The organism is Neobacillus nitrireducens (assembly GCF_030915405.1).
Taxonomy (GTDB): Bacteria; Bacillota; Bacilli; order Bacillales; family Cytobacillaceae; genus Neobacillus.
Map to the genome: position 1 here is coordinate 734,427 of NZ_CP133262.1, position 14,080 is coordinate 748,506.

The 14,080-nt window shown below is 39.5% G+C and carries 11 protein-coding genes; 4 read left to right on the forward strand and 7 right to left on the reverse strand.

Annotation, left to right across the window (positions count from 1 at the left end; genetic code table 11):
• Window positions 1-32 precede the first annotated feature (32 nt).
• Window positions 33-2,393, reverse strand: a complete 2,361-nt coding sequence (gene nirB, locus RCG22_RS03475) for a nitrite reductase large subunit NirB (protein WP_308105741.1) — start codon at window positions 2,391-2,393, stop codon at window positions 33-35.
• Window positions 2,394-2,762: 369 nt separating this feature from the next.
• Here nirB and RCG22_RS03480 point away from each other — a divergent pair, with 369 nt between their 5' ends.
• Window positions 2,763-3,968, forward strand: coding sequence for a nitrate/nitrite transporter (locus RCG22_RS03480; protein ID WP_308105742.1), 1,206 nt, complete (start codon window positions 2,763-2,765; stop codon window positions 3,966-3,968).
• 102 nt (window positions 3,969-4,070) lie between these two features.
• On the opposite strand, the gene RCG22_RS03485 is transcribed toward RCG22_RS03480, so the two are convergent.
• Window positions 4,071-4,961: a proline iminopeptidase-family hydrolase gene (locus RCG22_RS03485; RefSeq protein WP_308105743.1), complete on the reverse strand. Its 891-nt coding sequence runs from the start codon at window positions 4,959-4,961 to the stop codon at window positions 4,071-4,073.
• 285 nt (window positions 4,962-5,246) lie between these two features.
• Here RCG22_RS03485 and RCG22_RS03490 point away from each other — a divergent pair, with 285 nt between their 5' ends.
• The 3 genes from RCG22_RS03490 to RCG22_RS03500 all read left to right on the forward strand — a co-directional run bounded on the left by RCG22_RS03490 (window position 5,247) and on the right by RCG22_RS03500 (window position 8,779).
• Window positions 5,247-5,945 carry a YetF domain-containing protein gene (locus RCG22_RS03490; protein ID WP_308105744.1) on the forward strand — a complete coding sequence of 233 codons (699 nt, stop codon included), beginning with the start codon at window positions 5,247-5,249 and terminating at the stop codon, window positions 5,943-5,945.
• A 190-nt stretch (window positions 5,946-6,135) separates the two neighbouring features.
• On the forward strand, window positions 6,136-6,648 hold the full coding sequence (locus RCG22_RS03495; protein ID WP_098262646.1) for a DUF3231 family protein: 513 nt from the start codon (window positions 6,136-6,138) through the stop codon (window positions 6,646-6,648).
• A gap of 178 nt (window positions 6,649-6,826) precedes the next feature.
• On the forward strand, window positions 6,827-8,779 hold the full coding sequence (locus tag RCG22_RS03500; RefSeq protein WP_308105745.1) for a GTP-binding protein: 1,953 nt from the start codon (window positions 6,827-6,829) through the stop codon (window positions 8,777-8,779).
• Between the two features lie 253 nt (window positions 8,780-9,032).
• On the opposite strand, the gene RCG22_RS03505 is transcribed toward RCG22_RS03500, so the two are convergent.
• From RCG22_RS03505 to RCG22_RS03525, 5 genes are all read right to left on the reverse strand, one after another.
• Window positions 9,033-9,866: a pentapeptide repeat-containing protein gene (locus RCG22_RS03505; protein ID WP_308105746.1), complete on the reverse strand. Its 834-nt coding sequence runs from the start codon at window positions 9,864-9,866 to the stop codon at window positions 9,033-9,035.
• A gap of 101 nt (window positions 9,867-9,967) precedes the next feature.
• A complete protein-coding gene (locus RCG22_RS03510) occupies window positions 9,968-11,173 on the reverse strand; it encodes an MFS transporter (RefSeq protein ID WP_308105747.1) in 1,206 nt (401 codons plus the stop codon).
• A 207-nt stretch (window positions 11,174-11,380) separates the two neighbouring features.
• Window positions 11,381-11,749 carry a Gp49 family protein gene (locus tag RCG22_RS03515; protein WP_308105748.1) on the reverse strand — a complete coding sequence of 123 codons (369 nt, stop codon included), beginning with the start codon at window positions 11,747-11,749 and terminating at the stop codon, window positions 11,381-11,383.
• A gap of 178 nt (window positions 11,750-11,927) precedes the next feature.
• Complete coding sequence (locus RCG22_RS03520) at window positions 11,928-12,659, reverse strand: DUF475 domain-containing protein (RefSeq protein WP_308105749.1); 732 nt, start codon at window positions 12,657-12,659, stop codon at window positions 11,928-11,930.
• 301 nt (window positions 12,660-12,960) lie between these two features.
• Window positions 12,961-13,989, reverse strand: a complete 1,029-nt coding sequence (locus RCG22_RS03525) for a DUF3231 family protein (RefSeq protein WP_308105750.1) — start codon at window positions 13,987-13,989, stop codon at window positions 12,961-12,963.
• Between the last annotated feature and the right edge of the window lie 91 nt (window positions 13,990-14,080).

A 14,080-nucleotide genomic window follows, 5' to 3' on the forward strand; every position in this document is an offset into this window, starting at 1 on the left:
TTTATAATGACTACTAAAATCCTGATAAATGATTACTTTGAGCTTTTTTCTAAAGATGTTCTCCGCAAGAATTTATCCTGCTCTAGCCGCATCAGCAATTGCTGGCGAAGTTCAAGGTCAAACAATATTTCTCTTATATGCACTAAACCAACCCTTTCAATCCATTGCCAAGTTCGCTCAAGGTAATTGGCTGTCTCACGGTAATATTGAATAAAGCCGCATATGATTTCGATGACATCATCGGTCGCTGCCTCGAGGCATAATAACTCACCGGCACGGATGTGACGTCCGCTGCTCCCGCCAGCATAAATTTCCCAGCCCAATTCCGTCCCAATGATACCGATATCTTTTGTGGTTGACCCTGCACCATTATGCATACATGCGGATATACCCATTTTCACGCGATAAGGTGTGATTAAAAACTCCAATCTCCTTTCGAGGTTAACCGCAAGCTGAAGCGAAGGTTGTTTGTCACATCTGCAAACATGTTCACCGATACATGTTTTAACATTTTGAACCATATTTCCATACGTTGCACTTACGGCCATATTCAAAGCAGCCCATACGTCGGACAGGTCTTCTTCCTTCACTCCCATCAAATGAATTCTTTGTTCACTTGTTACAGCTACATTCGAGATCCCAAACTTCTCAGCAACCTCGGCGATGGTGCGCAATTGGGCTGCAGAGGTTTTTCCACCGTACATTTGTGGGATAACGGTATAAGACCCGTCGTGTTGTAAGATGGCACTCATTTTTTCGGACACAAAAAGAGTTTCCTGCTGGCTTTCATATTCCGGATAAATCATTCCAATATAATAGGCTAAGGCAGGAAGACAAGTGGCGCATCCCGTTTTGTTGTGCCAGTCTAGTACATCCATTACTTCCTGAACGGAAGACAAGCCTTTCATTTGCATTTCATAAACGACGTCATCTTCTGTTAACGAGGTACAGGAGCACAGTGTCTTTTGTTCAATCACCTCATCAAATTCATCGCTCTGAATATAGGTTAAAAGCTCGGATACTAACGGTTTACAGCCTCCACATGAAGCGGAAGCCTTTGTACACTTTTTCACTTGTTCAACCGTGGAACATCCAGTTTTTAGAACAGCTTCAATAATTGCCCCTTTTGGGACGCTGTTACAATTGCAGATTATTTCACTGGGGGACATGGAAGCGACAGAACCCTCGGCTCCTCTTAATGCTTGAAAAAGAGTAACTTTCTCCACATCTGATACCTTCTGTTTTTTCAAAATCATATCTAACAATCTTGTACGATCACTTGTATCACCAAATAATACCGCGCCAACCAGTTTGGATTCATCAAACACCAACTTCTTGTAAACATCATCTAGCTCATCATGAATTTCAATCGACTTAAATCTTTCATCACAAGTAAACTGACCGACTGAAAAGACATCCACACCAGATATTTTTAATTGAGTCGACAGAATCGTTCCTTCATAACCCTTGCATTCGAGCCCGCAAATTCGCTTGGCTAAGACTTTCCCTTGATCATAAAGTGGTTTCACTAATCCATAGACGATTCCTTGATGTTCCACACATTCACCGACCGCATAAATGTTCGGTATATTCGTTTCCAGATAATCATTAACGATAATCGCTCGGTTTGTATCTATTCCACTATCCTTTGCTAACCGAATATTCGGTCTCACCCCTACAGCCATAACAACTAAATCAGCAGGGATTTCAGTTCCGTCTTTAAAAGACACTCCTCCAACTCGACTGGTCCCGTTAATCTCCTTTGTTTCTTTGTCAAAAAGAAAGCGCAAACCTTGCTTTTCCAACTCTGTTTGCAACAGTTTTGCCGCTCTTTCATCCAGTTGCCTTTCCATTAAATTTCGGCCGTTATGAACCACCGTTACTTCCATCCCAAGATTGAGCAGCCCAAAGGCTGCTTCTAAACCTAAGACCCCACCTCCAATGACTACTGCCTTCCTATAATGTTTCGCTGCCTCAATCATTTTCTGACAATCTTCAATGGTCCGAAACGCGATAACTCCTTCGTTGTTTGTACCGGTAATTGGGAGTATAAATGGAACGGATCCTGTTGCAATGATTAGTCGGTCATAGGAGAATTCTCGATTTTTATTCGTTTTTACCACTTGTTTTTCGGGATCAATTTTTATTACCGTTTCTCCAGTAAACAGGTTAATGTTCTGTTCGTCATACCAAGTTCGATCATGGATCGTAATATCATTAAACGTTGTACCTCCCTGCAAAACAGACGATAGTTGGATACGATTATAGTTAAGATGTGGTTCAGTTCCAAAAATGGTCATCTCAAAAGAATGTGGTGCTACTCGTAAAATTTCCTCAATACATCGTACGCCCGCCATTCCATTCCCTATCAATACAAGCTTTTGCTTATTCATTCTAAGAACCTCCGCCGATTAGTTATGTGGATAGCTGCACATATAAATATCACCTATTATTCCATAAATCTCTCCAAAAGGAATTCTTTGTGTTATATTTTCTAACACGATATGTTTCTGTGTTAGGGTTTCTTACACAAAAAGAGACATCTTTCTTCTTGATAGGCTATTGTTTAACAAAGCAAGAGTAATACAATTACCAAATACGATTAGGAGGAAAAGTGATGAAAAATGGGATTGGAATATTTTCATTCTTGGTGTTACTAATTAGAGTTATGTTTTCAAAAGATAGCTGTTTTGAATGGTAAACAAGAAGAGATCTAGTTATGAAACACGTAAAAAATGTTTTTTAGAAAGGAGTTCAACAATATGAAGTTATCAGACTTGAAAAAAAGTGGTCATACACCATCGTTAGCGGCTTCATTTTTATACTTTGATGTTAGTTTTATGATTTGGGTGATCTTAGGGGCACTTGGGGTGTATATTACTAAGGATTTTGGGCTTACTCCCTCGCAGAAGGGTTTTATTGTGGCTGTTCCGATCTTAAGCGGATCGTTTTTTCGCCTTGTTCTTGGCGTCTTAACGGATCGAATTGGTCCGCGGAAAACAGCCATCAGTGGCATGCTCGTTACCATCATTCCACTGGTCTGGGGTTGGTTATATGGTCAAAATTTAACTGAACTTTATATGATTGGGATTCTTCTTGGTGTAGCAGGTGCCAGTTTTGCTGCAGCTCTCCCGATGGCAAGCAGATGGTACCCGCCTCATTTACAAGGACTGGCAATGGGAATTGCAGGTGCCGGAAACAGCGGAACGCTTTTTGCCACCTTATTTGGACCTCGTCTTGCGGATCAACTGGGCTGGCATAATGTCTTAGGATTGGCACTTATACCTTTATTATTCGTCTTTATCTTGTATATCTTTTTGGCAAAAGATGCCCCTTCTCAACCGGCGCCCAAAGCGGTGACAGAATATCTAAAAGTATTTAAGCAAAAAGATACATGGTATTTTTGTTTGCTGTACAGTGTTACCTTCGGGGGATTTGTTGGTTTGTCCAGTTTCTTGAGTATCTTTTTTGTAGATCAATATGATTTATCAAAAGTAAGAGCAGGCGATTTTGTTACCCTATGTGTAGCAGCCGGAAGCTTTTTCCGACCCGTCGGCGGCTTCATTGCAGATAAAATCGGTGGAGTCCGCCTGCTTACCTTCCTATTCATCGGGATAGCACTAAGTATGCTTGGTGTGAGCCAACTCCCGTCATTAGCTGTTGTCACCACTTTATTGTTTATTGGAATGCTCTGCTTGGGAATGGGAAATGGAGCGGTTTTTCAATTGGTTCCGAAGCGTTTCCAAGAAGAGATTGGGATGATCACCGGGATTGTTGGGGCAGCCGGCGGGGTTGGGGGATTTTTTGTTCCAAATATCTTGGGAACACTTAAAGAGATTACCGGATCGTATGGCACGGGCTTTCTTGTTTATACCGGGATTGGCATTGTAGCATTGATCGTGTTATTCATAGCCCAAATGTCTTGGCGGAAAACCTGGTCGCCAACGAAAGCTTCTTTTAAAAATTAACTGACCTATGATAAAAAACGCATTTACCATTACTTTGGAAAATGCGTTTTTTATCATAGATTTACTTATTTTTTCCTAGGAACCATTATTTTAAAACCTCAATCAAAAAGTTTCGGAATCATTAAGAATATCAATTTTTTTGAGGAAGTCACCTGTCACTCTTAGGTATTCATCCGGCTCTTCCACATATGGCATATGAGCACTGTGCTCATACACATGGAACGAGGAAGCTGGAGTTAATCTGCTATAATATTGCGTGGTTTCCGGTGTAGCCTCATCGAACCTACCACATGTGTAAAGTGTTGGAAAGGTGATTTCCTTTAAACGTGGAGTACAATCAAATTCTCTTAGATTCCCAAGCACGGTAAATTCAGAAGGTCCCCACATGATATTATATATTTCAGGATTTCTATTTTGAGAGCCCTGCTTTAACCAATCTGGATAGGGATCCAAACGGCAGACAAAGTGTTTGTTAAATTGTTCAGTTGCAAATTTGTATACCTCTGAATCAGTTGTTCCATTTTCTTCGCAGCTTTTGATCGTTTCCTGAATTTCTTTAGGCAGCTTTTCTAGATTACGCCTTTGATCTTGTTCCCATAATGGAGCACTTAAACAAGGGCTTGAGAAAATAACACTTTTCACCCCTATCGGTTTGGTTAGACAATAAGCTGCAGCCAGAGTCGTTCCCCAAGAATGGCCAAGAATATGTAGTTCTTTCAGGTTAAGAGCTTGTCTCACAAGGGCCAATTCCTCAACAAACCTTTCAATTCTCCATAGTGATAAATCTGTTGGCCGATCTGATTTACCACAACCTAACTGATCGTAAAAGATAACTGGACGTTCCTCCGCTAATGCTTTTAACCCTTGAAGCGAATAGCACGATGAACCTGGGCCGCCGTGCAAAATAATAACCGGAATTCCCTTGGCATTTTTATTAAAAAGTTGATACCAAACCTTTCCACCAGTTACATTAATGTAACCCTCTTCTAACATAATTCTCAATCTCCTTTATGTAATCGTTTCTCCAATTAGACTAAATTCTGCAGCCGCCCAACAAATCCCTGTTTTTTTACTTTGAATCCGTATTGGGTGGAATTTAATGGATTGGATTAGTGGTTAAAAAGGTTTTTGTATTCGGGAACCCATTAGAGGAATCCTTCCCTTAAAGACTACCTCAAAAGGAACTCTCTGTTTACCCATAATAAAAGCCATTTCTTACGCAAATAATAAATATATATTGAAGCTTTACACGACCGACAAATAAAGGGTGGGCTAAAAATGGGCTATGGGGAGCTACTATTTAGAATTACTGTATCATTTTTTGTATTGTTCATTTTAACAAGAATAATGGGTAGAAAAGAAATTAGTCAAATGACGTTTTCTAATTTTGTCTCTGCTATTGCAATCGGTGAAATCGCTGGTACTCTAGCTTTAGTTCCTGATATCAAAATTATTAACGGTGTGATTGGATTAGTTGCTTGGAGTTTCTTTACAATTTTAATGGCTTTGATTGATCTTAAATCGAAAAAAGCACGAAAAGTAATTGAGGGAGAACCTTTGATCGTCATTAAAAAAGGACAAATCATTGAAAAGTCACTTCGTGATACTCGACTAAGTGTTGATGCTCTTAATACATTGCTTCGGAAGAAGGATGTTTTCTCTTTAGCAGATGTTGAATTTGCCATTTTTGAAACAGATGGAGAGCTTTCTGTGATGAAAAAAGAAAACAAACAGCCTGCAACAAAAAAAGATTTGAACATTGAAACATCAAAAATAAGTATTTCTCCGATAGATGCAGCGATTGTTTCGGACGGAGTAATAGACCAAAAGAATTTGACTAAACTGAACATTAAACCAGAATGGCTTGAACAAAAACTGCAGCAAGCTGGAGTTCAAGATATCACAAACGTTTTATATGCAGAGATTCAACAAGATGGATCCCTATACATTAATCAAAAAAACAACATCCTTCATTAATATAGGGTTCATCTCTTTATTTATACCTACACGATTTAATGCGACAGTAAAATGTGTCTTGAATTGTACATACTTCAAGTAAACTGCCACATGAAATCTGATTTTCCGGGACAAAATATATAGGTGCTGTGCTAAAGGAAAGGTGGCACTTTGTATGAATAAACTAACGTATACATTGAGGAGGGCTACAATGGGAATTTTAAGTGGAAATCCTAAGGAAGAACCTTTGCACTACGGTGAAGTCTTTGATATCTGGTCTTCACAATTAGTCGGAAATAGTATGATTGCGGGTTATCAAACGATGTTAAATCATGCCGGTGACGATGATTTAAAGAAATTATTAGTTGAAGCAATTGAAACATGCCAGCAACAAAAGAAACAAGTGGAAGAGCTGTTAAAAGAAAATGGCATTGGCTTACCACCAGCAGCACCTGAGCCTCCTGAAGCATGCTTAGAAGAAATTCCTGTTGGCGCAAGAATCCCCGATCCAGCTATCGCAGCTACTCTTGGTGCAGATATAGCTGCCGGTTTAGTTGCATGCAGCGCAGTGATTGGTAAATCCATTAGAGAAGATGTTGCCATGATGTATGCTCAATTCCATAATCAAAAGGTTGCACTTGGAGGAAAGGTCCTGCGCTTAAATAAAGAAAAAGGTTGGTTAATCCCGCCTCCATTACATCTTAATAAACATCATGATTGTTAACGATGAAAGCAAACAAAAACACGGTGAGAAATTGCCGTGTTTTTCTATTTATCATCTAATGGCTGCTGTAAAACCCATGATCCTGATTTTAATTCCTTACACTACCTATTTGTCAGTACGATGGGTAACCAATTTGGTATAATAGTTAAATTAAGTTAACGACATTTGAGGTGGCATCATGAAAAAGACGATTGGAATGTTTGCTCATATCGATGCTGGAAAAACCACATTGGCAGAACAACTGCTCTATCATACGAAAACCATTAGACAAAGAGGACGCGTCGATCACCAGGATACATTTCTCGATACCCATACCATCGAAAAACAACGTGGGATAACAGTATTTGCCGATCAGGCCATGTTTTCCTATAATGAATCTCTCTATTATTTGATTGATACCCCGGGACATGTCGATTTCTCTCCCGAAATGGAGCGAGCAATTCAGGTGATGGATTATGCGATTGTGATTATTAGTGCGGTGGAAGGGATTGAGGGGCATACGGAAACCGTCTGGAGACTTTTACAAAAGCATCAGGTCCCAACCTTTTTCTTTATTAATAAAACCGATCGTGCGGGTGCAGATTCTGAAAGAGTCTTAGACGAGATTCGCAGCAATTTAACCACGGATGTGATTGAGATTACTGAGTCTTTGATTGAGGGGCATATGAACGAAGAACTGGTTGAATTTGTTGCAGAACGTAATGAGCCTCTCTTAGAAAAATATATGGCTACAGGATATGATCCATCACTTTGGATAGAAACCATGAGATCCATGATCAATCAACAGCAACTTTTCCCCTGTGCCAAAGGTTCCGCCCTACATGACAGTGGCATTCACAGTTTTCTTGAAAAAATGGACCTCTTAACTGCTACCAATTATCTAAGCGATCCACCGTTTGCGGGCCGTGTTTATAAGATTCGCTATGATGAAAAAGGGACAAGAATTACGTTTATTAAAGCACTTCGCGGGGCATTAAAAGCAAGGGACGAATTATGCTATAAGGATGAAGAAAACTTCATCTGCGAAAAGATTACGCAGATAAGACTTTATAATGGAAGTAAATTTACTACCGTAGAACGAGTGGTCGCTGGTGATATTTTTGCCGTAATAGGTCTTTCGACCGCTTCTGCTGGGGATGGGCTTGGGACATTAGAAGAAAAAGCCGAATACGAGTTGGTTTCCACGTTAAAATCCAAAGTGATTTTCGAACCATCGATGAATGCGAAAGAAGTGTTGAAGTATTTTAAAATGTTAGATGCAGAGGACCCTGCCCTGAATGTGATCTGGGAAGAACGCACCCAGGAAATTCATATTCATATCATGGGAACCATCCAACTTGAAGTACTTAAACACGTAATTAAAGAACGCTTTCTATTCGATGTCTCATTTGCGGAACCAGAGATTTTATATAAAGAAACAATCACTTCAGAAGTCATCGGTTATGGCCATTTTGAACCGTTAGGACATTATGCGGAGGTCCATCTAAAAATAGAACCTGCAGAAAGAAATAGCGGGCTTCGATTCGAAAGTGTATGTCATTCTGATCATTTACCGGTCGGTACCCAGAACGTCATCCAGAATCACCTTTTTGAGAGGGACCATCATGGATTACTAACCGGTTCTCCTATTACCGATCTAAAGGTGACCTTACTAACAGGAAGATCCCATAATAAGCACACCACTGGCGGGGACTTTAGGGAGGCAGCTTTCCGCGCATTACGGCAGGGGCTTGAAAAAGCAAGCAATATCCTGCTGGAACCTTTCTATGATTTTAAGATCAGATTGGATTTAGAACATATGGGGAAAGTCCTAACAGACATTCAAAATGCGCACGGCAGCTTTAACCCACCAATCACGGAAGGAAATAAAACCCTATTAACCGGGAAAGTTCCCGTCGCCACCTTTATGAATTATGGGCCTGAGTTCGCTTCGATTACGAAAGGAAAAGGAATTATGAATCTCCTTGTCGGCGGTTATTACCCTTGCCATAATCCTAACCAGGTCATGGAGAGAATCGATTATCATAAGGATGCTGATCCAGAGTATACTTCGTCCTCCATCTTCTGCTCTAAAGGTCAAGGCTATTCCGTGCCGTGGGACGAAGTAGAAAGTAAAATGCATGGTTTGTAGTATGTTTAATGTTTAAGAAGCAGACTATTGACGACCGTTCCTTCAATAATTTCATAGTTTCGGGTAGTCAATAACCTCTATTGACTACTGCTCTATCACTTTTTTCATTGGTTCGGTCGTCAATACCTCCTATTGGCGACCGCTTCGTTACTTTTTTCATAGTTTGAGTAGCCAATAACTCCGATTGATGACTCTGTCTTTCTTTTTTTCGAGTTTCAGTCATCAATACCCTATATTTCAGCCGATCCCGTAATCAATCTTCTTTCCAATGATCCGGAAACCGTAATGCCAACGGTAATTTAGTAGTCTGATCGCCCTTTGCTGAATTAATTTGTGCTTGGGTCAGAAACAGACATCCTATTAAATTTGCCCCACTTAAATCAGCATCTCTCAAGTCTGCACCAATGAGATCAGCCGTTCTCAGGTCAGCTTTTCTTAAATCCGCCGCAATTAGTAATGCCCCTCTTAAATTAGCTCCTCTAAGGTTTGCTCCCTTTAATTTTGCTCCTAAAAAGTCTCGCCTTTTTACGTTTTTCTTGGTCGAAACTCTAGCACGTGCCAGTTCGCTTGCCTTGAGAAGTAAATCATTGACAATCCTTCTATGGGCAGGAATATCTAACCCTAAGATTGATTGAGCACTCAGATTTGTGAGTTTCTCAGTAATTTCTAAAGCAGATCTCAATTCTTTAAAAATAGGCCGTGCTTCTTCTTTACAAAGAGCTTCATTTAAATAACAAAGCATCTCATGGAGTTGTTGCATAATCGGAAATACATCAAACATTTCCTTTGCCAAGTCTGGATTATCGCGCCAGTCCTTTCCACCAAAGGTAACTTGCGAAACCTTTTGACCGGCACCAAAGCATTCGTATCCGACACAGCCTTTGAATCCCTTTTCTCTGAGGTTCTTATGAATCTTACAACTGTAATCTGACTGCAAATTTGGACATGGATTCCCTGCTTCTTTATCTACTGCAAAATCAGTCGATTTAGCATAGGGTAAGGCTACACAGCATAATCCAAAACAATTCCCACAATCTGAACTTAAATTTCTTAAATCAATATTGTTCTCTTTTACTTGATCTAACACGCTTACCCATCCTTTATGTAATTGTTGTATGCATCTAATTTAACACAAAAATACCTCTCATCCATAATTGAAAAAGAGGTTTTTACTATTAATAAATCAAATCACGAAAGAGCTTTTCTCTTTAGCGCTTTACTGCTTAAATTATTTCCATTCCAATAAGCCATGCTGGTTGCAATTAAAAGTAAGATTCCCGTTACGATAAAAACCATTTGGACAGGAAAAATCCCACCGAGAAATCCCCCGATCATTGGACCCGTCATGCCACCGATTTGGTTGGCCGTTTGATTTAAACTAAAGGCCCTGCCCCGGAAATCCTCAGGAGTCGATTTTACAACAAGTCCATTCAACGCCGGGTAAACTGCGCAGAAAAATATTCCAAAAACAAAGCGAATCAACGAAAATCCCCAAATTTGACTGAATAAAACTTGTGCAAGGGTCCCTAATCCTCCGCCTAGCAACCCGATAAATAACACTCGTTGAAAGCCAACTTTATCAGCCCATTTTCCCCAAAATGGAGCAAACAGAGCACTGGCGATTCCAGGAAGTGAAAATACTATACCTGCTAATAACGAGGCGTTTTCGGACGTTCCACCCAGTTTCACAATATATAATGGAAGAACTGGTTCAATTGTCATCACGGAACAACTTGTGAGCACAGTGAGAATTAGAACGAGTACGAAAGGACGATTGGTTAACGCCACTTTAAAGTCTGTTTTAATGGAACCTCGAACCTTACTTGGCGTAAAATTTTCCTCAACTACCCAAAAAATAATCAGGAGTGTCGCAAAGAAAACGATCATTCCTGCTGTGGCAAAGGCCCAGCGATTTCCTACTAAATGGGAAATACCCCCGCCTAACAAGGGACCGAGGATTGTGCCTGATGCTGATGCGGTGGATATGAGGGAAAGTGCATAACCCACCTTATTATTAGGTGTATTGGTACCTATTAACGCAATCGCACCAGGAATGAACCCACTTAGTAAGCCCTGTAAGATTCGTAGTACTAATATTTGATAGGGATTTGTGACAAAAGCCATTAACGTATAAATGACAAAAAGGACAAATCCCGCCCGGATGATCATTGGCTTTCTCCCATACTTATCTGCCATCCTGCCCCAAAACGGCGATGCAATCGCACCTGCAAAAAAAGCCGAACTAAATAACAATCCCGCCCACATTACTGTATGTTCATGTACACCAATTTGCAAAAGAAAAATAGGCAAAAAGGGAATAACCATGGAAAAGCTTGCTGCTGTAAAAAAGACCCCAATCCAAAGTACCCATAAGTTACGCTTCCAGTTTAGCATGCGATTCCACCTCCCGCGTTTTGATCTAATTATGTAATTCTTTTCCTTTGATTAATTTTCATATTGTTAATATTAACATACTAATCAATTATTTTCAGTTCCGAAATATTCGCATCCAGAAATTATCTTCCGAAAGTCTAAATAACAAAAACCACCCAAATAAATGGATGGTTCCGAAAAATCTTACTACCGCAAATTTGTGACAAGTTATACCAAATAAGCTCCCATCGCAACCATCGCATGTTTTAAGGCTTGCTCATATGCTTTATCTTGCCCGATTACTAAACGGAAATCAGCCTGGTCACGAACGGTTGAACGTCCTTCGACTTCATAACCATTTTCAAAGATCAACAGACAAATAGTTGATTTATCACTCATTCGATGGAATTTTTTCTCGACAATCATTTCCTCCAACTTTCTTCGTTTATCGTCCTTAATTACAGCCATTCTTGAGTATGGAATGACAATATGTTCATAATAATGGTTGTTTTTACATTCGACAGTAAGAATTTTTTCACCATGATGTTCTATGTTATTAATCTCTCCGCAATTAGGACAAATGCTTTCAATAATCATTAGATCATCTCTCCCCTGTTATTAAATTCTTTCCTACGTTTTTTATTAAATCAAATAGATTATCTCACACAGGAGGAAAATACTTACATACAATCATGAAATATCTATGAATAATGAACCTTTACTCCGCAAAAAAAAGACCAGTGTTCTTGGTCTTTCATTCAATAAATCTAAGTTTTTAAAGGGTCCTCTGATTCCCTGAATTCTTCCGAACAGCATGGACTAAAAATGTTCCTGAGAAGACGGCAATTAAGATAGAAAAGAAAACAAATTCGTCGAATTGAAAACCGAAGGCAGAAACAATCATTTTTATGGCAATAATCGCAATTAAGATAAAGGCAGTGGTTTCGATTTCAGGGACCTTCTCTATTAATGATAGAAAGAGTTGCGCTACCCCACGCATCATTAATATCCCGATCACCCCACCAAGGAAGAGGACCCACTGCTGATTAGAAACTCCAAAGGCGGCAATTACGCTATCCAAACTAAAGGCAATATCCATTAACTCCACCGTTAGCACCGTTCTCCAAAAGCCCGATTTTTGTTTGGGGATTTCATCTTCTCCATCGTTATTCTTGATAAAGTTTTGAACCACAATCCATAATAAGTAGTGACCGCCGACAATTTTTATCCAACCAATATTGATTAAGGTAACTCCTAGTCCAATCGCTAAAATGCGGAATAGATAAGCGCCAAAAATCCCATAAAAGAGGGCTTTCTTTCGTTGACCTTTCGGTAATTTTTTTACCAATATTGCCAAAACAAGGGCGTTATCAGCAGAGAGTAACCCTTCAAGAATAACAAGTGTCCCTATAACTCCCCAGCTGGCAGGATTAGAAAATACCTTTTCTAGAGCTTCTAGTGAAAAAAATGAACTATAACTATTGATCATTTCCTGTAGAAATCCCATTTCGTCTCCCTTTCCTACGCTTTTTTACACTCAAATTCTTTACTCATCGTTTTTGTCGTGTATTCTTATATAAATGTATGTACAACCTCTAAAATAATGACCCAAAACATACCTACCCTCGCAGCTTAGTTTCGTTTCCGTTTGGTTTAGACCGCTCGGTGGTTCCTTTCTCCACAAAAATGAGCAAAAAAGTTACAGAGCGTGTTAAATCAAAAGTAACGGCATAAATTTAAGCTAATCAAAAAGACGATTCGGACTCGAATCGTCTTTTTGATTAGCAAATATTTTTCAAAAAAATCGCTTAGTCGCTATTTTTTGTACCTTCCGTTTTCCCTTTTGATAATGCTCGACGATCACTTGCTTTCGGCGGCTCTTCTAACCAACCATTTTCAATCATGAGGTTCGCTCCATCTTCTGCAAATCTTAGAAGTTCACTTGTCAGAACAATATACTTTTCGCCAAGATCCCTTCTGGAGGACACGCTTAACGCTGTTCCGTAAAGAGCAATAGCCAATTGCGTTGATAATTGGATTTGATACATCATCCATTTATCAGAAAAAGGGGCAGTTGTAGAGTCCGTTACTTGTGATTGCCATGAAATAGGATAATTCAGAGCTTCTTCCCGATAAATGTTCTCGAATGTATCTATATGTTTATTAGCAATCTCCTTTCCTCTATAAATAAACTTCCGAACCTTATTAGAAGCAGCAACCTGACTAAAGCCAACCTTTAATGCCACATGTAGATGCATTTTGTTCAAATTAAAAGAAATGTCGCCAATTTCTAAGGCAGTTAACGGGCGACGTTCCCCAAACCAGCCATTTAAAAAACTTTGCTGCTTAACAAAGTCAACCGCTTTTGCAGGTGCAATGACCGGTGGTCTTGATAAAATACCCTTAGTAAGCATCGTGTCGACTATTTTTTCAAACAGCATCATGGTTTCAGTATTACATTTAATGTAGTAGGTGCGGAGATCTGCCCGAATCGAAGTACTGACAGAAAGTGAGTAGCCTGTTAACCCCTCTAATACCATAATATACATATAATAAAGATAGAATGGGTCTTGAAACAGACGCGGGGCATGAATGTTTACATCTTCTTCACTAAACCCATGTGGAATAGGAAAATTCTCGCCCTCAAAAAACTGCTTAACTTGTTGGACATGTCTCTCTGAAAGCTCAAGAGATTGTTGATATATTTCAATAATCTCTTGGTCCTCCATGTGTTCAAGTGCATATTTAATAAAACAAATCGACATTGAATCGAACATATATTGAGTCCAAAGACTAGAGATTTCCGGAGCGGTTAATAGAATACGGGTAGGTTCCATATCACTCATCCTTTACATAATATGGAAGTATTATCCCCCGTATATTCCATAACTATTCCCGATAAATATTTATCAGCCTGTTCAAATAAAA

Excerpts from the sequence above, each read along its gene's own strand:
- nirB (WP_308105741.1), bottom strand. The coding sequence starts at position 2,393 with ATGAATAAGCAAAAGCTTGTATTGATAGGGAATGGAATGGCGGGCGTA.
- RCG22_RS03480 (WP_308105742.1), top strand. The coding sequence starts at position 2,763 with ATGAAGTTATCAGACTTGAAAAAAAGTGGTCATACACCATCGTTAGCG.
- RCG22_RS03485 (WP_308105743.1), bottom strand. The coding sequence starts at position 4,961 with ATGTTAGAAGAGGGTTACATTAATGTAACTGGTGGAAAGGTTTGGTAT.
- RCG22_RS03490 (WP_308105744.1), top strand. The coding sequence starts at position 5,247 with ATGGGCTATGGGGAGCTACTATTTAGAATTACTGTATCATTTTTTGTA.
- RCG22_RS03495 (WP_098262646.1), top strand. The coding sequence starts at position 6,136 with ATGGGAATTTTAAGTGGAAATCCTAAGGAAGAACCTTTGCACTACGGT.
- RCG22_RS03500 (WP_308105745.1), top strand. The coding sequence starts at position 6,827 with ATGAAAAAGACGATTGGAATGTTTGCTCATATCGATGCTGGAAAAACC.
- RCG22_RS03510 (WP_308105747.1), bottom strand. The coding sequence starts at position 11,173 with ATGCTAAACTGGAAGCGTAACTTATGGGTACTTTGGATTGGGGTCTTT.
- RCG22_RS03515 (WP_308105748.1), bottom strand. The coding sequence starts at position 11,749 with ATGATTATTGAAAGCATTTGTCCTAATTGCGGAGAGATTAATAACATA.
- RCG22_RS03520 (WP_308105749.1), bottom strand. The coding sequence starts at position 12,659 with ATGGGATTTCTACAGGAAATGATCAATAGTTATAGTTCATTTTTTTCA.
- RCG22_RS03525 (WP_308105750.1), bottom strand. The coding sequence starts at position 13,989 with ATGGAACCTACCCGTATTCTATTAACCGCTCCGGAAATCTCTAGTCTT.